General features: G+C 45.6%; 18 protein-coding genes. 14 read left to right on the forward strand and 4 right to left on the reverse strand.

Annotated features, from left to right (window positions below; genetic code table 11):
• Positions 1-18: 18 nt before the first annotated feature.
• The 12 genes from GJB61_RS20110 to GJB61_RS20165 all read left to right on the forward strand — a co-directional run bounded on the left by GJB61_RS20110 (position 19) and on the right by GJB61_RS20165 (position 12,190).
• Positions 19-594: a TerD family protein gene (locus GJB61_RS20110; protein WP_154120823.1), complete on the forward strand. Its 576-nt coding sequence runs from the start codon at positions 19-21 to the stop codon at positions 592-594.
• A gap of 50 nt (positions 595-644) precedes the next feature.
• Positions 645-1,226, forward strand: a complete 582-nt coding sequence (locus GJB61_RS20115; RefSeq protein WP_338115980.1) for a TerD family protein — start codon at positions 645-647, stop codon at positions 1,224-1,226.
• Positions 1,227-1,357: 131 nt separating this feature from the next.
• Positions 1,358-2,653 (forward strand): TerD family protein, encoded by a 1,296-nt coding sequence (locus GJB61_RS20120; RefSeq protein ID WP_154120824.1) that lies wholly within the window; start codon positions 1,358-1,360, stop codon positions 2,651-2,653.
• A 28-nt stretch (positions 2,654-2,681) separates the two neighbouring features.
• Positions 2,682-3,422 (forward strand): TerC family protein, encoded by a 741-nt coding sequence (locus GJB61_RS20125; protein WP_154120825.1) that lies wholly within the window; start codon positions 2,682-2,684, stop codon positions 3,420-3,422.
• Between the two features lie 185 nt (positions 3,423-3,607).
• Positions 3,608-4,819, forward strand: coding sequence for an HpcH/HpaI aldolase/citrate lyase family protein (locus GJB61_RS20130; RefSeq protein WP_154120826.1), 1,212 nt, complete (start codon positions 3,608-3,610; stop codon positions 4,817-4,819).
• Between the two features lie 76 nt (positions 4,820-4,895).
• The gene (locus tag GJB61_RS20135; RefSeq protein WP_154120944.1) at positions 4,896-6,191 is read left to right on the forward strand and encodes a phosphoribosyltransferase family protein; all 1,296 of its coding nucleotides are present in this window, start codon (positions 4,896-4,898) and stop codon (positions 6,189-6,191) included.
• On the forward strand, positions 6,188-7,339 hold the full coding sequence (locus GJB61_RS20140; RefSeq protein ID WP_154120827.1) for a cysteine protease StiP family protein: 1,152 nt from the start codon (positions 6,188-6,190) through the stop codon (positions 7,337-7,339). Before GJB61_RS20135 ends, GJB61_RS20140 begins: the two co-directional genes overlap by 4 nt.
• Entirely contained in the window at positions 7,336-8,169 is an 834-nt protein-coding gene (locus tag GJB61_RS20145) for an HAD family hydrolase (protein ID WP_154120828.1), read from the forward strand. Before GJB61_RS20140 ends, GJB61_RS20145 begins: the two co-directional genes overlap by 4 nt.
• Positions 8,166-9,221: an ATP-grasp domain-containing protein gene (locus GJB61_RS20150; RefSeq protein WP_154120829.1), complete on the forward strand. Its 1,056-nt coding sequence runs from the start codon at positions 8,166-8,168 to the stop codon at positions 9,219-9,221. The genes GJB61_RS20145 and GJB61_RS20150 overlap by 4 nt, the downstream gene beginning before the upstream one ends.
• A gap of 34 nt (positions 9,222-9,255) precedes the next feature.
• The gene (locus GJB61_RS20155; protein ID WP_338115996.1) at positions 9,256-9,963 is read left to right on the forward strand and encodes a hypothetical protein; all 708 of its coding nucleotides are present in this window, start codon (positions 9,256-9,258) and stop codon (positions 9,961-9,963) included.
• 12 nt (positions 9,964-9,975) lie between these two features.
• Positions 9,976-11,076, forward strand: coding sequence for a toxic anion resistance protein (locus GJB61_RS20160; RefSeq protein ID WP_154120830.1), 1,101 nt, complete (start codon positions 9,976-9,978; stop codon positions 11,074-11,076).
• 325 nt (positions 11,077-11,401) lie between these two features.
• Positions 11,402-12,190 (forward strand): formate/nitrite transporter family protein, encoded by a 789-nt coding sequence (locus tag GJB61_RS20165; RefSeq protein ID WP_154120831.1) that lies wholly within the window; start codon positions 11,402-11,404, stop codon positions 12,188-12,190.
• A 164-nt stretch (positions 12,191-12,354) separates the two neighbouring features.
• On the opposite strand, the gene GJB61_RS20170 is transcribed toward GJB61_RS20165, so the two are convergent.
• Positions 12,355-12,795 (reverse strand): rhodanese-like domain-containing protein, encoded by a 441-nt coding sequence (locus tag GJB61_RS20170; RefSeq protein WP_154120832.1) that lies wholly within the window; start codon positions 12,793-12,795, stop codon positions 12,355-12,357.
• Between the two features lie 122 nt (positions 12,796-12,917).
• Here GJB61_RS20170 and GJB61_RS20175 point away from each other — a divergent pair, with 122 nt between their 5' ends.
• Positions 12,918-13,790 (forward strand): LysR family transcriptional regulator, encoded by an 873-nt coding sequence (locus GJB61_RS20175; RefSeq protein WP_154120833.1) that lies wholly within the window; start codon positions 12,918-12,920, stop codon positions 13,788-13,790.
• A gap of 4 nt (positions 13,791-13,794) precedes the next feature.
• Here GJB61_RS20175 and GJB61_RS20180 read toward each other — a convergent pair whose 3' ends face one another.
• Positions 13,795-16,119, reverse strand: a complete 2,325-nt coding sequence (locus GJB61_RS20180; protein WP_154120834.1) for a TPM domain-containing protein — start codon at positions 16,117-16,119, stop codon at positions 13,795-13,797.
• A 165-nt stretch (positions 16,120-16,284) separates the two neighbouring features.
• The gene (locus GJB61_RS31305; RefSeq protein WP_195724413.1) at positions 16,285-16,428 is read right to left on the reverse strand and encodes a hypothetical protein; all 144 of its coding nucleotides are present in this window, start codon (positions 16,426-16,428) and stop codon (positions 16,285-16,287) included.
• Between the two features lie 270 nt (positions 16,429-16,698).
• Between GJB61_RS31305 and GJB61_RS20185 the strand changes: the two genes are divergently transcribed.
• Positions 16,699-19,827 carry an EAL domain-containing protein gene (locus GJB61_RS20185; protein WP_154120835.1) on the forward strand — a complete coding sequence of 1,043 codons (3,129 nt, stop codon included), beginning with the start codon at positions 16,699-16,701 and terminating at the stop codon, positions 19,825-19,827.
• 106 nt (positions 19,828-19,933) lie between these two features.
• On the opposite strand, the gene GJB61_RS20190 is transcribed toward GJB61_RS20185, so the two are convergent.
• Complete coding sequence (locus tag GJB61_RS20190) at positions 19,934-21,028, reverse strand: GGDEF domain-containing protein (protein WP_154120836.1); 1,095 nt, start codon at positions 21,026-21,028, stop codon at positions 19,934-19,936.
• Between the last annotated feature and the right edge of the window lie 30 nt (positions 21,029-21,058).

The following is a 21,058-nucleotide window of genomic DNA, read 5'->3' on the forward strand; positions in this document are numbered from 1 at the left end:
GAAGAGAGGTCTGTACACATGGCAATTAATTTATCTAAAGGTCAAAAGATCGATTTAACGAAAACGAATCCGGGTCTTTCCAAAATCACGGTAGGCTTGGGCTGGGATACCAATAAATATGATGGTGGTAAAGATTTCGACTTGGACGTTTCTCTATTCTTGACCAATGCCAGCGGTAAAGTAGATAAAGAAACTAACTTTATTTTCTTCAATAACAAGCAGAACGAGAACGCTTCCGTTGTCCATAAGGGTGATAACCGAACTGGTGAAGGCGATGGGGATGATGAGCAGGTTGAAATCGATCTGAAGAACATTCCGGCCGATGTTGATAAGGTTGTCTTTACTATTACAATTTATGAAGCTGAGGCTAGAAGTCAGAACTTCGGTCAAGTATCCCGTTCTTATGTTCGAATCGTAAATGATGAGAGCACTGAAGAATTGATTCGTTTTGACCTTGGTGAGGATTTCTCAATTGAAACTGGCGTTGTTGTCGGTGAACTTTATCGTAACGGAGCAGAGTGGAAATTCAATGCTATTGGCAGTGGCTATAAGGACGGCTTGAGCGGCTTGACTCGCGAGTACGGACTGAATTAATTCTGTATCTTTACGAACATGTGAATATCTCATGAAAGAAGGTTTCGCCAGTGACGATCAGTCTTTCCAAAGGACAGCGGATTGATCTTACCAAGACCAATCCGGGTCTGACGAAGGTAGTAGTAGGACTGGGCTGGGATACGAACAAATATAGCGGTGGTCAGGATTTTGATCTGGATGCTTCAGCGTTTCTGTTGCATGAGGACGGCAAAGCTAAAGGCCCCGATGATTTTGTATTCTACAACAATCCGACCGGCGGTGTCGGTTCCGTAACCCATACGGGAGATAACCGTACAGGTGAAGGTGACGGAGATGACGAGCAGATCGTTGTTGATTTCGGCAAAGTTCCGGCTCATATTCAACGCATTGGCATAACGGTAACGATCTATGATTATGCCGCACGTGCGCAGAACTTTGGACAAGTCTCCAATGCCTTTGTACGGGTCGTGGATGCTTCATCCGACCGTGAGGTCATGCGTTTTGATCTGGGCGAAGATTTCTCTACGGAAACGGCCGTTGTATTCTGTGAATTCTATCGCAATGGTGCGGATTGGAAGTTCCAGGCGATTGGCAGTGGTTTTGCTGGTGGGCTGGGCGCTTTAACCAAGAACTACGGATTGGACGCGCAATAGCATCCTGTGGGCGGGGTCTTTACCGACTCTGCCCTTTTTCTAAAAATTTTGGAGTCCCGCAAGGAGTTTGGATGAAGTCTCAAACTTTGTAGGGCTCCTTTAATTACTCCATTCATAAAGGTGGCGTAAGAATGAGCATTGAAGTTGTCAAAGGACAAAAGGTTGACCTAACCAAAGGAAACCCGGGAATTAACCAACTAACCGTAGAGATCGGCTGGAAATCGCCAGCGACGTTAGAGATAGATACCTCTGCTTTTCTGCTTGGCTCGCAAGGCAAAGTAAGAAACGATGATGATTTAATCTTCTATAATAATCCATCCACGCCTTATATCAGATATAAGGATGTGCCTGCTACGATCGGGCTCAAGCAATTCGAAGTTGAACTGGATAAGATTCCAACTGACATTATAAAAATCGCCTTTACGACGACAATCTATGATGGGGAGAAGAGGGGCCAAAGTTTTGGGCAAGTCCAAGAGGCCTATTTTCGTATTCTGAATCAGGTGACGGGGGTGGAAATCCTCCGATGTGACCTTGGAAATCATTTCTCTGTGGAAACGGCCGTTGTGGTAGGAGAATTATATAGATACAATACGGAGTGGAAGTTCAACTCCATTGCAGCAGGTTTTGCTGGCGGACTGAAGGAGCTATGTAGCAACTTTGGAATTGAGGTTGCCGATGAGCCAGTCCCTCCTGCTCCGCATCCTGAGGTTATACCCAAATTGCCGGAGCCTATTCCAGAGCCTAAGCCACAGATTCCACCACGAATCTTAGCTACTCCTTTGCCCGTGAGGCAAGAAGAGATTCCTCCAGCTCCGGTAGTTAATCTCAATCTGAATAAGATCGAGCTGAAGAAGAAAGGCGATTCCATCAACCTGAAGAAATCAGCGGGTGGTCTCGGTGAAGTCTTGATCAACCTGAACTGGAATCAGAAGCAAGGTGGAGGCCTATTCGGCCGCAAGAATGGGGTGGATTTGGACCTCGCCTGTTTATATGAGCTAAAGAACGGAAGTAAGGGAGTAGTTCAAGCGCTGGGTAACTCATTTGGTTCGTTGAGTCAGCCTCCTTACGTCTTTCTCGATGGCGATGATCGTACAGGAACCGTAACAACGGGTGAAAATCTGCGTATTAACGGTACTATGGTTGCAGAAATTGAACGGATTCTGATCTTTGCTTTTATTTATAAAGGTGTTACTAACTGGTCGGAAGCTGATGGTATGGTTACTATTAAACAGAGTGGAGGGCCGGATATTATTGTGCATATGGACGAGCATAACAATCACAAAGGGATGTGTGCGATTGCCCTATTCCAGAATGTGAGTAATGAAACGTTCAGTATTGAAAGGCTTGTACAATATTTCAGCGGCCATCGGGAGATGGATCAGGCATACGGGTGGGGGCTGCGCTGGGTAGCAGGCAGTAAATAAACTTATATTACCGGAGGCGCGAATTGTAATGGACTGGTTGACTAATTTTTTTAGTAGTATTAGCGAGAATTACGGGCATTTTTTCTCATGGAGCGATGTTGTCAATACGCTTTCTGACCCAGTCAGCTGGGGTATCATCGGAAGTCTGATCTTGCTGGAGGGTCTGCTCTCTGCGGATAACGCCCTTGTACTTGCGGTTATGGTCAAGCATCTGCCTAAGGATCAGCAGAAAAAAGCACTCTTTTACGGGATTCTAGGGGCATATATATTCAGATTTATTGCCATTGGATTAGGAACTTATCTGATTGGATTCACTTTGGTGAAGGTTCTGGGTGCGTTGTATCTCTTTTATATCGCTTATAAAGGATTATTTAAAGGCGGCAGCGAAGAAGAAATTAAGAACAGAGGCACCTCCTTTTGGAAAACCGTACTGCTTGTTGAACTAATGGATATTGCTTTCAGTATTGACAGTGTAATTGCTGCGTTTGGATTGAGTAATCAGGTCTGGGTGCTCTTCATGGGTGGAATTCTGGGTGTTCTAATGATGCGAGGAGTAGCACAGTTGTTCCTGCGACTCATTGAACGATTCCCTGAACTGGAGCAGGCTGCATTCCTACTTATTGCCATTATTGCCGGTAAGATGCTTGCGGGTGCTTTTGGATACGAATTGCCGCAAGTTGCATTTTTCGCCATTCTGATTGCTGTCTTCGTAGGAACAATTCTCTACAGCTCCAGAAAGAAGAAAAGAGCGGCCGATAAGAAAGCATAATATTTAGGGGAACTTTACAGAGGAGATTCCTCTTAAGTTAATCGTATATTTTATAGCGTAGGCCTTTGCTTGTAATTGAGAGAGCCGGATGCCGTCCCCGAGAGGACGGCATAGTCGGTTCTACAACTCTCTATGAAGAGAGTCTGCGCTTGTTTTGCGTCGCAAAACTATAAGGGGGAAGGGCCTTGAGATACTTCGATTACCTGACACAAGAGCAAGAAACATCTTTATTTCACTCTCTGCCTATAACGTTTGATAATAACACTCGCAAGGAGCTGCTGGCCAATGCTGTTGGAGCAGCCCTTTATATGCCTGCTACCCGTGTCAGTGTTGCTGAAGATATTCTGAAGCTTAAGAGCTCCGGTCTGGTAACCGTAATTATTGATCTTGAGGATGCTATTGGAGATGGCGAGGTTGACCACGCCGAACAGTCTATCGTCCGACATCTTGCCTTTCTGGCCGCATATGCAGAGAACAATACGGATGGGGATAACAGCCTTCCACTCCTTTTTATTCGTGTACGCAATCCATATCAATTACAGCAGCTGATTTTCCGGCTGGGCTCTTTAATTTCGATCTTGACCGGTTTCGTTTTTCCTAAGTTTACAGCAGAGAATGGTGTGGAGTATTTTGAAGCAATTGCCGATTACAATAGCTCGCGCAGCTATTCGGCTCCAGTGCTCTACGGGATGCCTATTCTGGAAAGTGCTTCTATAATTTATCGGGAGAGTCGGATGGAGAGCTTGTTGGCGATCCGTGATTTACTAGGAGACTACCGCGATTATGTGCTGAACGTCAGAATTGGCGCTACGGATTTCTCCAGTCTGTTCGGATTGCGTCGGAGTCCTGATATCAGTATCTATGATCTGACCCCTATCCGGGACTGCATGTCGGATATTATTAATATATTTGGTCGGGTAGAAGAGGGATATGTCATCTCTGGACCGGTTTGGGAGTATTTCACGAATAAAGGACACCGGGTGCTCCGTCCGCAGTTGCGTCAGACCCCGTTCGAGGATACCTATGGTAAGAGTGAAGGGCGTGTGATGCGCAACAGCTATATTTCCAGTGCAATAGACGGACTTATTCGTGAAGTCATTTTGGATAAGGAAAATGGAATTATAGGCAAAACGATTATACACCCTTCTCACCTCAGACCTGTTCAGGCCATGTATACAGTCATGCACGAGGAGTATATTGACGCCCTAAGTATCGTAGAGAGCAATGATGGCAGCCGCGGAGTGTTCAAGAGCCAATACTATAATAAGATGAATGAAATTAAGCCGCACTTGAACTGGGCAAGACGTATTTTACTACGATCTCAAATATACGGGGTGTTACATGAACAACAGCATTTTGTCGGGTTATTGCCCGAGAACGAATACACACACGTATAACATTGTCGAGAACCTGCAAGTTACTGTAACCGAAACGTTTAACCCCTTTAATATGCCGTTTGATTCGTTATTCTCCATGGCGGCACGTATTAATAAGAAGCGCTCCTTTTTGTTCGTCAGCAAGGTGCTCGGCAAGCATATCCCAGTAAATCCGTTTACCCCACTATTAAGTGGAGCTGCTTTGGGGCTGCTGTTGTATCAGGAAATGAACAAAGACACAGTAGATACTGGACAGATGGAGGAACTGCTGAACAAAGCAGTACACGGGCTGATTCATTCGGATCAGGCTGAGCAAGCGTACCATGATTTATTATCCGCACAGTTGATTCTACCTCATCCGGTTGTCTTTATCGGCTTTGCTGAGACAGCAACTGCACTAGGTCACAGTATGTTCAACATGTTTGCCGCTGGTGCATCATATATTCATACTACTCGTGAAGACATTCCTGATCTGGAATCGGTTGTGAGTTTTGAAGAAGAGCACTCTCATGCGGTAGATCATTTATGTTATGCCCTAAACCCCGGGTTATTATCAGGCACCGAGCCGATCATATTGGTTGATGATGAGATTACTACCGGGAATACAGCAATCAATACGATCCGTGATATCCACTCCAAGTTCCCAAGGCAGGAATATGTAGTTGCTTCTATTCTTGATTGGAGGACTGGGAAGAACGTTCAGACTTATAATGATTTAGAGCAGGAGCTGGGAATCCGCATCACTTCATTATGCTTGCTCCAGGGCAGTATAGAAGTGACGGGCACACCTCTTCTAAGGGCTGGAGATAACCAGGATGCGGCACCTTCTGCTAATGTTCCAGTTGTGACTACTTATGTGCAGGATGGCTTAGAGCGGCTGGCAGTGAGCTCTAGAGATTCATATGGGGACATCAACAAAGCTCCTTACGTGAAATACAGCGGGCGCTTTGGATTGGAGTCAGGTGATCATAAGGAGATTGATCAAGGTGTAACCAGGATTGCTGCTCAGTTGCGTGAGTTGCGTGAAGGGCCACAGGCGCTGGTCATGGGTGTGGGTGAGTTTATGTATCTGCCGATGCGGGTCGCCGCCGAAATGGGTGAAGGCATCGTTTATCAGTCTTCTACACGCAGTCCAATCCATCCTGAGCGTAGATCCGATTACGGTGTGCACAGCGCTGCAGCTTATCCATCTGCAGGAGACCCGGAAATTACCAACTTTATTTATAATGTTGATCCTGGTCAATATGATGATATATTCGTGCTAATTGAGCGTGATGTTCCACGGCAGCGAATAGAGCCGATGACGGATATCCTGAAGAAGCTGGCAGGGCATAAAGTACATCTTATTGTGTTAAGCCCGAAAGAACCAGAAGTGGAGGATGCAGCGAGATGAAGGGAACAGGCATAGAAGAGATTTTGAACAGAAGAATAGCCTCACCAGTTCCCTTGGGTAGCTATCCCTCGTCAGATGTTACATTTCTGTTAAAGGATCTTAGCGCGGTTACACTGGAGCGAGGTACGGCAGAACGGGAGGAAGCGATTCAATCCGGTACACATTATTCCGAGATGCTTCCTGTTGAATATCAGCCAACAGAGCAATATATTGAACTGTTCCATGAGACGTTACAGCAATCAGCGGAGAAAGTCGCATTGGCTGTAGCCGTCGTTTCCGAAATGATTGTCGCTCAGAGGAAACCTAACTGTGTACTCGTTTCTTTGGCCAGAGCGGGAACGCCGATAGGTGTACTGATTAAGCGTTATATAGCGGAGCGATACGGAAGAGATTTGCCGCATTATAGCATCTCTATCATCCGAGGCAAAGGTATCGATGAGAATGCAATTCTCTACATGCTGCAACAGCATGGACTGGATGCTGACCTGCAGTTTATCGATGGCTGGACAGGAAAAGGAGCCATCCGTCAGGTATTAATCGAAGCTTGCAACAGCCTCGATAAGAAATATGGCATTCGCCTGAATGATGATTTGGCTGTGTTGGCCGATCCCGGGAATTGCTCTGGAACCTTTGGGACAAGAGAGGATTACCTGATTCCAAGTGCCTGCCTGAACTCTACGGTATCGGGTTTGATGAGCCGCACAGTACTGCGGGATGATCTAATCGGACCCGAAGAATTCCATGGGGCGAAGTTTTATAAGGATTGGCTGGATACGGATTTATCCAATGTTTTTATTGAAGCTATCTGTCCTTATTTCCCTTCGGTCACAGAAGAGGCTTTGAAGATTGCCGATGAGATGCTGAAGTCTCCACCAGAGATTACCTGGGCAGGGCTTCGTGACATTAAGAGTATTCAGGAAACCTTCGGTATAGCTGATATTAATCTGGTTAAACCTGGAGTAGGAGAAACGACTCGGGTGCTGCTGCGCAGAGTACCTTGGAAAATTCTTGTCGATACTATGGATAATCCGAATCTACGGCATATTCTACTGCTCGCTGAGGATCGGGGCGTACCCGTTGAGGTGTTTCCGGGACTAACGTATTCCTGCTGCGGAATTATTAAACCGCTGAAGGGAGAGAGTGAATGATCTACGCCAGTGATCTGGACCGTACGTTAATCTACTCCCTCAGTGCAATCGGTGTTCCGGAGGATTCGCCTGGTCTGGTTCCAGCCGAGATTATCGAGGGAAGAACTGTTTCTTACATTTCCAAGCAAACGCTGGACCAGTTGAAGGAGCTTACCTCAAGTATCATCTTCATGCCAGTTACTACGCGTACAATTCAGCAATACAAGCGGATTAACTTGTTTCAGGAAACAATAATCCCGGATTATGCTATTACGAGTAACGGTGGGAATATTCTGCACCGCGGGGTGATTGATAAGGACTGGAGAGCCTCTGTAGGCAGGCTGGTAGAGCGCGGCTCTGCTACGGCAGAGGAGGTTGAAGTGCTTGTCCGGTCTGTCGTGCGTGAAGAGTGGATGATTAGCGAACGGTATTGCGATGAGTTATTCTACACCTTTGTTGTGCATCGTGATCTGCTGCCTATGGATGAGATTACTCATCTGGCAGACCGGTTGTATAGCCTTGGCTGGAAAGTCTCCTTACAAGGTCGTAAGCTGTACGTTGTGCCCGTGGCTGTAAACAAAAGTGATGCTATTATTCATGTGCGGCGCACGGTTCATTCGGAGCCAATGGTGGCTTCAGGAGATTCCTTGCTGGATAAGGGACTGTTGGATAGTGCTGACTATTGTATTGCACCGTGTCATGGCGAAATATTTGCGGAACAGCAGAGTGGCCTTGTAGAATCAAAGTATCTTTTTACGAAGCGGTCGGGTGTATTTGCCGGAGATGAGATTGTGCAGTATGTAAGCAATATTTATAATAATTTAACAGCATTGGGAGTTGGGCCACAATGAAAAAGGTAAATATATATTTCAATCGCTGGTTTTCCGTGGCTTTTCATTACATGAATCTCATCCGGAATAACGAGGACGGCATCCCGTTCCAAATATTCGCTACCCACCCCGATCCCCAGCATATGTCGCTGCAAGGCGCTGACGTTGCTGGAACTGAACCGGCCCTAAAAGGAATCGAATATGTCCAATTCTGTGTTGATTTTTGCCGCCGTAATGAGATCGATATTTTTATTCCACGTCTGCATATGCTGGATATCGCTTTACATGCGCCTATGTTTGATGCCATTGGTACGAAGGTTCTGGTCTGTAGAGATCTTGATCTGTTAAAGAGCATTATGGATAAGGGCAGGTTCTATGAAAATGTTACGGACAAAGGAATTATGATCATTCCTGATTATCATGTAGTTCGTACGGCAGAGCAATTTAAAGTTGCCTATCAGGATCTTGTAGCTAAAGGCCATCGTGTCTGCTTTAAGCCCACTGAAACTGAGGGTGGCTTAGGCTTTCGGATTATTGACAATGACCGCATTCCTCTGCAGGAATTATTCGGGCATGTGACGCCGTTGATTTCTTTTGATGAGGCTTATCGTATTCTTTCCGGTGAGGCTTTTTTTCCTGATCTGATGGTTATGGAGCTGCTGGAGGGTTATGAATATAGTATAGATTGTCTGGCAGATGAGAATGGTAAACTGTTAGCTGCTGTGCCACGCCGCAAGGCAGGTGGGCGTCTGCGATTGATGGAGCATATTCCGGAGCTCGAGCTGATTGCTGCCCGAGTAGCGGAAACCTATAAAATCCCTTTTAATTTCAATATTCAAATGAAATATAGTGGTACAACTCCCAAACTGCTTGAGATCAACCCTCGCATGTCCGGAGGTTTGCATATATCCTGTCTGTCTGGCATCAATTTCCCTTACCTGGCGGTCAAAAGCGCGCTCGGTGGCGAGGTTCAACCTGCTGGATTCGCAGATAATGTATTGGCCAGCCATGTGGAACAACCGTTAATTATGAGAATAAACGGTGAATCAGCTGTTCATGACACCGTGAATTGAGCGACACCAAACAGATTCACAAGAGGTGAGAACCATTTTTTCTAAACTTAAAATAGTAATTTACGCCGGGGTTGGTTATGCAGCTGCTGTACTGACAAGCGCCTTTTTGCCGGAGATGCTCTCCTTGTTGTTGCCGGTTGCCGGCGCAGCATATGGTCTTGTGGGGGGCAGGCGCTCAAGAACCAACCTGCCAGCAGAGGTTCTTCCGGCAGGTCCTGAAGTGATATCCATCGCTCCAGGACCGGCGCCGCCCACTCCGGAGATAAGCAATCCAGTTGCTGGGAATACGGCACCAGTGGGTCACTTGTCCGGTAATAAGGGGCACTCTGACTTCAAGATTGGACCGGAGTTCGCTCCGGTGGTCGAATACCTCAGTATTCTGGAGGATATGATTATTTCCGAAGGACAGCAGAATACGTTGGATAATGAAATTGTCGAGAAGTCGCTGGCATTGTTTGCCCGGCTTCAACGTGTAATTCCACTGCTGCAGGAGCTGGGAAATGCTGAGATTAATCATACGGTCCGGAGATTGATCCTAAAGGATCTGAATGGTGTCATTAATCCGTTCCTACGGCTTGGCGGCGAAGCAAAAACTAAGAACCGGAGAATGCTGCTGAATGGTCTGAAAGATGTCGATACCAAAATATCGGATATCGCATCGACGATCGAGCATAAAGACCTGATGGAACTTCAGACGAAGGCGGAACTGATTCATCAGCGATATAGCAGTTCCGAATTATAAGGAGGGAAACCCATGTCCACGCAGTTGATCCAATTGAAAAAAGAGGACGAGCAGAAAGTAGTCCAGGAGGCTTCTCAGCTGATTGAGAAGGTAGCCAAGACGGATACGGTTACACTGGATTCTTTGATGGATGAGATCGGTAAGCTTGGAGTAAAGACGCAGGAAAAAGCGGGACAAACCCTCAAGCTGCTGGATCGTCCAGTCAATGAATTGATGTCCGGCAAACGTGTCGAAGTACCGAATATGATTATGAAGCTGCGCAATGAATGCGAGAATCTGCAGCAAAGTAAAAATGTAAGCTTTTTCGGCAAAATTCTGCGCAAGAGTCCGCTCAAAAACTACGTATATAAATATCAATCTGTCCGCACCAACATTGACGCTATTATTACCGGTCTGCGGGACGGCAGAGATAACCTAGAAGAGAGTATCGTAAACATGCGGCAGCTAAAACGCAGCTCCATGGAGGAAATTTACAACCTGCAAACCAAGATTTCTTTTGGCAACAAGCTAAAAGAGATGTTCGAGCTTGAGATCGCCAAGCCAGAAAATGAGCTGCGTAAAACGTATCTGGAGCGTGGCCTGCGTAAAGTAATGGTTCGCATCCAGTCCATGACCGAAATGATTCTGCTCTACAATCAAGCGATTGCTGCCACAGATATCATCAATGATAATAACGACAAGCTGATTGATTCCGTAAACAATGCTATTGATAAAACCTCTAATCTGATCACTGTATCGGCAATGATTGCGATGTCCCTGGCTGACCAAGAGAACGTTATTTCTGCTGTCGAAGCCACGAATAAGACAATTGAGGATCAGTTCAAAGAAAATGCACGTCTACTCCGCACCACTACGGAGAAAACAACGGAGCTGCTCTCTAAGCCCTCCATGTCTTTAGAGGCCGTCAATCAGGCCATTGGCGATTTGCTGAGTGCATTGGATACTTCTGAACAGTCCAACCGCCGTATTATTGAGAGCTGTCAGGATTATACATCCAAGATGACAACGATCAATACGCAGCTGAGCAATCGTTTAGGGATTAACGAAGCCCAGCAGCCTGAGGCTCTGAAGCAAGGTGGCACGGACAATCAACTGAGCAATTTCCTCAACTAAGGGATCCTATTTGCGCAAGTATTCATTCATAAATCCGCACTTTCACACATAAGTTGTCACAAGACTACATGTGGAGAAGGTGAGGATAGGCATATGACTCTGGGATGCTTGATACTTGTGCTTATCATCGTAGCCAGCAGTGAGAAAGCAGAAGCTATTGCAGAACTGAATGATGACAGCTCCTAACGCAATTATTTCAAATTTAAATGAGTTCTCCGACACTTCGTGATTCAAGCAATTTCCAACGGTGTATTGGGTATAATAACCCAAGGGCTGACCCATTAGCTCTACTCGTTGAAAATACCACTTTTGGAGCGGAGGTCACATGGAGAACGAGGCGTTGCTGCAGGTAGAACGATTGGCTCTCAAGAAACAGAAGATTTATCGGCAAAGCGTATTTCGTTATATTGCCAGGGCCATGCTAGCCAGTATGTTTATCGGATTCGGTGTAATTGTAGCGTTCAAGACAGGCAACTTCTTCTATATGGAGCAATCACCGATGACTTATCCGATGGCTGCGATAACGTTTGGTGCAGCTATTATTCTGATCTCATACGGTGGCGGTGATCTGTTTACTGGAGATACGTTTTATTTCACTTATGCCGCATTAAGGCGCAAGATGCAATGGACCGAAGTCGTTCGGATGTGGGTAATCAGCTATATCGGAAACATTCTCGGTGCGGCTGCTTTTGCATTGTTGATCTATTTAACAGGGCTGTTTTATGACTCCAATGTAAATGGATTTTTGCTCAATGTGGTGGCTCATAAGATGGAGGCTCCTGCGATACAGTTGTTCTTCCGGGCTATTCTTTGTAACTGGCTAGTCTGTCTGGCTTTTTTCGTTCCGATGTCGATGAAAGGCGACGGAGCCAAGATGTTTGCGATGGTCTTGTTTGTATTCTGCTTCTTTATCTCCGGTTATGAGCATAGTATTGCGAATATGTGTACCTTCGCTATCGCGCTGGTGCTTGATCATCCCGGAACCATATCGTGGGGTGGTGTAGTGCACAATCTTGTGCCTGTAACTCTGGGTAATCTAATTGGCGGCGGTGTCTTGATGGGGGTTATGTACTACTATGTGAATAAGCCCTTTTTGGATGATGAGCAGCATTAAGTGGAAGAACAGAGGTTACTAGTTAGTACTTACGGTTATAGGCTTCGCCCCCTGTAGGGGGCGGGGTTTTTTTGAAAAGATAAGAATTTATAGGTTTCACATGATAACTTATCCATATATTTCTCGATTTATCTCCTGACTATAGAGAATATGAGACTATCAAGTCAGTGCATGTTCCAATAGATAGGGGCCTTGTCACCAAGCGTACCTTCCAGTGAGCCGCCCTCCTTACGCCAATATTCAATGCCGCCTATCATCTCCTTAACCGGATAGCCTAATGCAGCAAGTTTTGCAGCCGCTTTGCTTGCTCCGTTACAGGCCGGCCCCCAGCAATACAGGACTAGGACATCTCCTTTAGGAAATACCAGGGTGGAACGTTTAATCTGTCCGAAGGGGAGGGACAAGGCGCCCGGCAGGTGGGCTTCCTCATAAGACTGTGCATCACGGACATCAATGATTGTGAATCCGATAATGCCCTCCTGCAAATCGAATGCGACATCGGCAATATCGGTTTCATACCGACCTTTGGCTGTGAAATATTCTACTGCTTCTTCAGGCCGCGCGGCTGGTGTACTAAGCACCTGTGTTTTAGGTTTGATCTTCATCGTAGAGCCTCCTAAAAGTTTGAGTTTCTGAATATATTGTATAACACCTTGTAAATTACAGTTATCTATAGTATTGGATGATAACTATCGAAATTATTGATATATAGATTGGAGAAGTTACGATGGAATTGACCTATTTGCGTACCTTTTGTGAAGTGGTTACCTGCGGTAGCTATACCCGGGCGGCAGAAAATCTGGGTTATGCCCAGTCCAGTATAACCGCACAGATTGCCAAGCTGGAGGAAGTATATGGAGCGATACTGCTGGAGCGGGTGGGTCGAGGGATGATGCCTACTTTTGCTGGTAAAAGCCTGCTGCCCTATGCACGGCAAATGCTGGCACTGAATGAAGAAGTGAAGGGGATTATCTCCGGTGGGAACAAAGGTATACTAGCGATCGGTGCGATTGAGAGCTTGGCGGCATACTACTTGCCTCATCGCCTGCATCACTACAGAGACCGATATCCAGGTATTCAACTGCGTGTTCAGCCTGGATCAGAGGTAGAGATTATCACAGCTGTAAAAGAGAAATCAGCTGACTTTGGTTTGATCTTCGATACGCCTTATGTATCGGAGGAACTGGTATCACTGGCGCTACGGCAGGAGCAATTGTTTATTATTACACATCCTGAGCATCCCTTAGCACTTCAGCCTGAACTTTCACTCTCGCAGTTGGCAGGAGAGCCGCTCATCCTAACGGAGGATACTTGTACCTACAGGCAGTATTTACTGCATGAGTTGAAGCAGTCCGGCATATCCCCCAGAATTGATATGGAGTTCGGAAATCTGGAGGGGATAAAACAAGCAGTGAAGCATCAGTGGGGAACTGCATTCTTACCGGGCTATGCGATTGAGGAAGAAAGACGACAGGGCTCAATAAGAGCCATTCCCATAGCCGGCGCTGAACAAAGATTCTATATTCAGCTGATTTACCGCAAGGATCGCTTCCTTCCACCCGCTTATAGTGATTTTATTAAACAAATGCAAGTGCAATAGGGGCTTACCACTTGGAGCCGCCGGAAGAACGCCCCCCTGATTTACCTCCGCCTCCACCCCAAGAGGAACCACCGGAAGAACGACCCCCACCGCCTCCAAATCCGCCAGAAGAGGGCGGCCCGGAGGACATACGTTTGCGGGCTTGTTCTTTACGCTGTCTTTCTCTCATCAGGGCCAGCTGAGCTTGACGTTCCTCTTCCTCTAGTTGACGGACAAGCCTGCTTACTTCATCTACAAAGGAATCTATCTGCACAGTAAAAGACTGACCAAGCGCTTCCAGCTCATCCAGATTAGCCGGACGGGCAGACAGCCTCTGCTCCAGTTCAGCATATTCCGGCAGAAGGGATAGCTGGAAGTGGGTTCTTGATGTTAAGCCCCGGCTCTGAAGCATCTGTTGTGCCGTATCCACGCGGATTTGCCCTTCTGAAAAGAGTCGTGTGACTTTATCCAACCGTTCCTGAAGCTCATCCAAACTTCTCGTGAGATGGTTAAACTGTTGTCCGGCCTCATCCTGCATGGACATCAGTTGGTCAAGTCCACTGCGTGCTTTATCATATTCACCGCGCTCATCACTGGTCCAAGTCTCAAGCTGCGGCACTTCAGTGGCACCCTCACGCAGGCGTCTACTCCATTCCTCCAACACTTCTTCTATACTGGTTATATGCTGTTCTACAAAATAACCCCGAGCCTCGGTAATTCGACTCTGCAGCCCATCTCTTTGCTGCTTCAGCTGGCTCCAATTGCTCAGGACAGTTTCCAGGTCTCTACGATTATTCTGCCGCAAAAGGGCCTGTCGTTCCGTCATTGCGACAGCTTCATTCAGAAGGGAATCAAGGTGTGTAGCAATCTTTCGCACTTCATCCATGTCACCGCTACGCAGAGGTTCCTCTAGTGCAGCAGCCTCTGCATTGGCTTGATCTAGAGAGTCATAGGGTTTAACTTTCATATTCTGCAATGAATGTTGTTCAATGATCCCGGCGATTTTGGTGCGAGCAGCCGACAAAACTCCGGGGAATTCATTCACCTTATCTTCGTAGGTATCCACATCCTGAAGATCCTGCTCAATCTTCTCCTGCAGTTCTTGTGCATCCTCAGTAACTTCCTGTGCCGCAATCGGATCGAAGAGCTCTAATTGATCAGCCTTAGCCGTCTCCTCCGTGAGTTCCTTAATATCTTCTATAATCTCTTGCAGCGCAAAGCCAGTTTCCTTAACCGTACTCTGCAGTTGTTCGTCAATCTCCGGCGCATCCTTTTTCAGCTCTGTGATGCGCTGTTTGACGTTGCGGTCTGCTTCGCTAATGACAGCGATGTTCCTTTCTTCCGTTTCAATCGCTGATTGGAAAGAAAGTTCGGTCTGCTGAAGCTGCTCCAGAGCTGCCTTTAGGGCAGAGAGCTGGTACAGCGGAGGTAAGGAGCCCTTGCCTTTGCTCTGGACTGCGGAGATCTGAATGAGCTGGTCAGATAGGCGTTTAGAGATCGCCTCAACCATTTCTCCTGTTTTGCCCTGAACAATTCCCTGGAATGGCTTCAGTGTTTCCAAAGCCTGGCTAGCTCGTACAAGCAAATCAGATAATTTCTCCTGCTGTTCACTGAGCTGCTTACGACGACGCAGTCCTGACAGAACTACGAATAACACAAGCAGTAGTAGTACAGCTCCGATTACAATAGCTGCAAGGATGAGTGGAGACAGGCCGGAAGAGCTAACGTTCACAGTGCCTGCTGTACCACTGTCGGATTTACCGCTGTTCTCAGTGTCGGTTGTACTACTATCCGCTGTGCCACTGTCCGAGCTGCCAATAGCGTTGCTGCCTCCTGGGCTTTCAGTAGCAGAACCAGTATCTGGGGAACTGACGACGGACGGTATAGCTATTATTAGGGAGGATACTCCCCCGGCGAAATCGCCATCTTTGGCATAAGGAATGAAATAAGTATCGATCAGCTTGGTAATAGCTGAGCTTCCAGTGCTCCCACCCTGATTTTGCGACCAAGAGTTCAATGAAGTCTGCAGTCCTGGATTATCAAAATGGAGTTCGATCTGCTGATCTCCGGCAGAAATCAATAAGAGAATATCTCGTGTGGAAAGTTTCCATGCATCATAGATATCACTCGCATATTCATTTGAAGCCATTCCTTTTAAAGAATCCACAGTTAGCACGTGAAATGTAAAAAGATCTGTGGTAGCCATCTTTTCAATAGAAGCGATTTCTGCTGTACTAAGCATACCGGCTTCATCTGTAACTAATCCTTGCTGAGTATGAGCACCTATAGCGTATACACTGGGTATCCACAGCAGGCTAAGCATCAAGAACAACGCTATATATTTCTTCAAGCTGACACGCTCCGATCCTTAGGACTTTTATTCATTATATTATGCTACTAATTATACTATATCATTAAACAATACTTGACTGCGGCTAAGTCCCTTTGCCCCAAAAACAGAATAACAAAAAACCGCATTCCCCGTAAAAAAGGAATGCGGTCATGTATATAATTATTATCTGATTTGCAGGCATAAAATGTACTGCAACCTGGATTTAATCTCTTTTTGCCATTTCAAATCTCCAACTTTAACGGCAAGATTGAGCAGATCCAGATAATCGTCAACCTGCAATGCGGTCCGGGTAGTGGCTATATTCATGGGTGTTCAGTCTCCTTTTAATCAATCTAATAATGATAATCATTATCAACCGTTATAGCTATTATCCACATATTACAGGTAAAAAGCAATATAAAAATAAAGGATCTTACTTTGAAATTGTTACAATTTTAAATACTGGCGAAAAGAGGGGGATTTGCACATTTTATATGGAATAAAGGACGAACTAGCAGGAACCCTACCATTTTTTGTCGAATACAGGATTGGTGTGAATGTTGATATCTGAATTTCTGGAAAAAAGGGGAATTTGCGATGAAGCGGTGTAAACTCTTGCTTCTGATTAGTCTTGTGCTTGTACTTGCACCTCCTGTTGCCGCTCATGCTCAAAAAGAGGATATTAGGTACCAGGCAGAATTGGATTATCCGCCATACAAATACTTACAGAATGGATATTTGACTGGTTTTGATGTGGATCTGACCAGTATGATTTTTGAGAAACAGGATTATATGCTCCATTATAGTACAGGTAAATGGGGCGAAGTGCAAAAGCGGTTGATTCAGGGAGATATTGATACAACCGGACTTATGGCTGTTACCGAAGAAAGAAAGCAGCAGGTATTATTCTCGAAGCCTGTACTAAGAACCTATATATCCGTCTACGCAAGACAAAGCAAAGTATTCAAAAGTGCAGTGAACCTGAGCACTTTAGGCAACTATAAGATAGGGGTAGGCAAAGATCAATATACGGAAAGTGTATTGCGCAGCAAGGCAGGAATTAAACAATACATAGAATATGCAACGGTTTCGGATGCCCTGAAAGCACTTGACAACGGGGAGATTGACCTATTATTTGAGAATCAGGATGTGGTTGATTACCTGATTGTTGATAAGGGATTAACGGGTAACATTGTACGTGAAATGAGTGATCTATACCCGAGGGACTTTGCCTATGGGGTAAATAAGTCCTCACCGGAGCTGGTTTCTTACATTAATGCCCGGCTGGAGCGTCTGCAGCGTTCTGGAGCTTTTGAAGAATTGCACCAGCAATATTTTTTGGAACATTCCGATTACTATAAATCATTAATACGCAGCCGCATTATTTCCTGGGTAGTCATCGGACTCTGTCTTCTGGTATTTGGTGGAGTTTTACTTAAAATGTATATTAATCACTTGCGGCGGGTAATTCACTCCGAACAGCAATTTTTTGAAGATGTTATAGATCATACCGGGAGTATGGTTTGGGCGGTCCAAGCAGATAAAAGGACTGTTCGCTTCAACGAATATGCGGAGAGGATGACAGGTTTACGGGAGAAAGATGTATTGGGTAAAAGTATAGATGATATCGCAGGTCTGGAGGGAAGTCCTGCTGAGCTCAGGCAACTACTGAAACGAGCGATTCAGCAGGATTATGTCAGTAACGTCGAACTGAAGCTTCCGAATAATGCTCCTGCAGCACGGCATTACTCTATCCGGACCACCGTTATCGAAGGGTTAGACAAGCAGACGGCGAAGATTTTTGTGTTAGTCGGACTGGATATTGATGAACAAAAGCAGAATGAGCTTGAGCTTCAGCGGAGTTATCAGGAGCTGGAATCCACTTATGAAGAGCTGGCGGCGACGGAAGTGGAGCTGCACGATCAATTCGATAAGCTGCAGATCAGTGAACGCCGCTTTCGTCTGGCTTCGGAGGGCTCAGGGGCATATATGTGGGAACTTGATTGGGAGGATGGACACTATATCCTGTCGGATCGTTGGTATGAAGTCATGGGTTATAGTGAGGATGAGATCAACTCGTTCGAGGGAGGGGTGCTTAGTGTTATTCACCCTGATGACCAAGATTCCTCCCGTAAGGCAAGGCAAGAACACCTTAACGGTCTTACTCCTATTTATGAGACCGAATATCGGATGCGTACTAAGGATAATAAATATATTTGGTTTGAGGTTAGAGGGAAAGCGATCGTTGATCCAAGGGACAAAATCCTTTTATTCATTGGTTCATTGATTGATATCAGCAAACGCAAGCAGGTAGAGTTCAAACTGAACAACAGCTATCAGGAGCTTGAAGCTACGTATGAGCAGCTTACGGCAACCCAGCAGGAGCTGGTGGGACAATATGATATGCTGCTGGAGAATCAGAAGAACATGCACCGCCTGGCCTATGTGGACTCTTTGAGTAATTTGCCTAACCGTGTATCTTTGTTGGAGTCCATGGAGAATTTTTTTCGGCGGCCAGGAGGTACGGCAGCGCTGCTGTTTGTGGATACAGACAATTTCAAATACATTAACGATACGTTAGGGCATAAATTCGGAGATATTCTGATCCGCAAAGCGAGCGAAAGATTGCAGTCTGTGGTTAGTGAAGGTGATGTGCTGTCGCGCTTGGGTGGTGATGAATTCGTGATCTTCCTCAAAGATGAGGAGAACCCTGAAGCCGTGTTCACATTGGCTGAGAATATTATGAGAGCATTCAGAAAGTCATTTCTGATCGGAGAAAGTAACTTGTACGTCACGGTTAGCATCGGTATTTCGTTTTATCCGGAGGACGGTGAAACAACAGAAGAAATCCTGAAGAATGCCGATGTAGCTATGTACCGTGCCAAAGAAGAAGGTAAGGGCAGATATGTAGTCTACGATAAGTCGATGCATACTGCTTTTAATGAGCGGATGAATATTGAAAAACATTTGCGAAGTGCGATGAACAATAATGAATTTGAACTGTATTACCAACCTCAGGTAGATATCCAGTCCGGATTCATCTCCGGATTTGAGGCTTTGATCCGCTGGAACAGCTCGGAGCTGGGTTTTGTTTCGCCGCTTTCATTTATTAAAATAGCCGAAGATTCCAGGTTGATTGTGTACATTGGGGAATGGGTGCTTAGAGAAGCCTGCCACGTGATGAAGGGAATTCATGATCGGGTAGGCAGCCGCTACAAAATTTCGGTCAACATATCAGTCATTCAGATGCTGCAGGACGACTTTACCGATGTTGTGCTGGATAGTCTGGCCGTTAGTGGCCTTATGCCGAACTGCCTCGAACTTGAAATCACGGAGTCGATCTTTATGGAATCTTTCGACAGCATTGTAAGTAAACTGGAATTTCTGAAATCACGTGGGATCCGGATCGCTTTGGATGATTTCGGGACTGGCTATTCTTCACTCAGCTATTTACAACAGCTACCCATTTCCACGCTCAAAATGGATAAAACCTTTATTGATTCATTAGCAGACAAAGCCTATAGTCAATCTTTCGTCCAGACCATTGTGCAGTTGGGCCATAATATGGGACTGGAGGTCGTGGCGGAAGGTGTAGAAGATGTCAGCCAGCTGGCTTTCCTTAAAGAAGCCGGTTGCGATAAGATACAAGGCTACCTGATCAGCAGACCCGTACCGGTAAGTCAATTAGAGCCTTTTCTTAAACCGGAGAAGCGTTACGGAGTATAGAACTCAGCTTAAAAGCAAGAATGAAAGAGCTGGAAAGAGGTAAGTCCAAATAAACGAGCCCCGGAGTTGTCTCCGAGGCTCGTTTTTATAAAGACAATAATTTTTTTTAGACAAGCACTATTTTGTTCTTCCCCGTCCGCTTCGCTTCGTAAAGGGCATCATCCGTTTTTTGGAAGATGGAGTTCTTGGAATCCGTACCTGCTAAGTCATGCATCCCGATGCTCACTGTCACCGTTTTGCCTTCCATTTCACTTATGGACATCCCTGCGATCCCCGTCCGTATTCGCTCCATAATCTCATAGGATTCTTTCAGCGTCTTGGCGGTCAGAATAATTGCGAATTCCTCTCCGCCATAGCGAGCGGCAAAGTCGTCAGGTCCAACCTCCTTCAACACAATCGCTGCCACTTGCTTAAGGACAATATCGCCAATACGGTGCCCATACAAATCATTTACCAGTTTAAAATTATCAATATCCATAATTCCCAGTTGCATCGGAAATGGATTGTTCTGCTGGTGTTCAATTAGCCAACCTAAATATTCGTGGAAGGTTTTATGATTGTACAAATCGGTGAGGGGGTCGATCTTGGATAGACGATCCATAATGATGTTCTGAATCCGCAGATCTTGTTCGGATTTCACCGAAACTTTCAAAGACTGTATGAGGTCTTGACCGCGGGCGATGATACCGAATCCAGCCAGTGAAGTCCCAGTAAAAAGAATAGCTATAATGATATTATCTATGCGCAAGGTGTAATCGTAGGTTGATGTGTTAAAGAACAATAGAATGATATAGAAGAGACAAAAGGCAGTAGAAGCCAGCAAATAGCTAATTTTTAAATAAATCATAGAAACAAGCAGTGGAAGCAGCATAATAAGGGGTTTGACATGAATTTCCGGGCTGATATACATGATAATCAGGATCGCGAACAGATGACTAGCAACGGTAATTGAAAGTTCGGTGAGTTGAGATTTATGTCTATATATATATTCCAGAATTAAGTTCAGAATAAATATAAAAGAAGCAGGAACTAGCACATGAACGGAAAAATAATTTCCGATCGACAGTTGAGGCCTCGTATACCACATGGAAAGGCTAACGAAAATTTTACTCGCCAAATATACAAAAAGTACAATCCAATGGGCATTGAGAAGCATACGGTTCCAATAGTTCTGGCGAGGAGTTTGCGGAAGGGTAAACATAAGATGTTCCTCTTTTCCGGTGATGATAGT

Origin of the sequence: Paenibacillus monticola, from assembly GCF_009664975.1 — a bacterium.
In the GTDB taxonomy this organism is placed as follows: domain Bacteria; phylum Bacillota; class Bacilli; order Paenibacillales; family Paenibacillaceae; genus Paenibacillus_AQ; species Paenibacillus_AQ monticola.

Excerpts from the sequence above, each read along its gene's own strand:
- GJB61_RS31305 (WP_195724413.1), bottom strand. The coding sequence starts at position 16,428 with ATGAATATAGCCACTACCCGGACCGCATTGCAGGTTGACGATTATCTG.
- GJB61_RS20185 (WP_154120835.1), top strand. The coding sequence starts at position 16,699 with ATGAAGCGGTGTAAACTCTTGCTTCTGATTAGTCTTGTGCTTGTACTT.
- GJB61_RS20150 (WP_154120829.1), top strand. The coding sequence starts at position 8,166 with ATGAAAAAGGTAAATATATATTTCAATCGCTGGTTTTCCGTGGCTTTT.
- GJB61_RS20190 (WP_154120836.1), bottom strand. The coding sequence starts at position 21,028 with ATGTTTACCCTTCCGCAAACTCCTCGCCAGAACTATTGGAACCGTATG.
- GJB61_RS20110 (WP_154120823.1), top strand. The coding sequence starts at position 19 with ATGGCAATTAATTTATCTAAAGGTCAAAAGATCGATTTAACGAAAACG.
- GJB61_RS20135 (WP_154120944.1), top strand. The coding sequence starts at position 4,896 with ATGGCGGCACGTATTAATAAGAAGCGCTCCTTTTTGTTCGTCAGCAAG.
- GJB61_RS20140 (WP_154120827.1), top strand. The coding sequence starts at position 6,188 with ATGAAGGGAACAGGCATAGAAGAGATTTTGAACAGAAGAATAGCCTCA.
- GJB61_RS20125 (WP_154120825.1), top strand. The coding sequence starts at position 2,682 with ATGGACTGGTTGACTAATTTTTTTAGTAGTATTAGCGAGAATTACGGG.
- GJB61_RS20120 (WP_154120824.1), top strand. The coding sequence starts at position 1,358 with ATGAGCATTGAAGTTGTCAAAGGACAAAAGGTTGACCTAACCAAAGGA.
- GJB61_RS20170 (WP_154120832.1), bottom strand. The coding sequence starts at position 12,795 with ATGAAGATCAAACCTAAAACACAGGTGCTTAGTACACCAGCCGCGCGG.
- GJB61_RS20175 (WP_154120833.1), top strand. The coding sequence starts at position 12,918 with ATGGAATTGACCTATTTGCGTACCTTTTGTGAAGTGGTTACCTGCGGT.
- GJB61_RS20165 (WP_154120831.1), top strand. The coding sequence starts at position 11,402 with ATGGAGAACGAGGCGTTGCTGCAGGTAGAACGATTGGCTCTCAAGAAA.
- GJB61_RS20145 (WP_154120828.1), top strand. The coding sequence starts at position 7,336 with ATGATCTACGCCAGTGATCTGGACCGTACGTTAATCTACTCCCTCAGT.
- GJB61_RS20160 (WP_154120830.1), top strand. The coding sequence starts at position 9,976 with ATGTCCACGCAGTTGATCCAATTGAAAAAAGAGGACGAGCAGAAAGTA.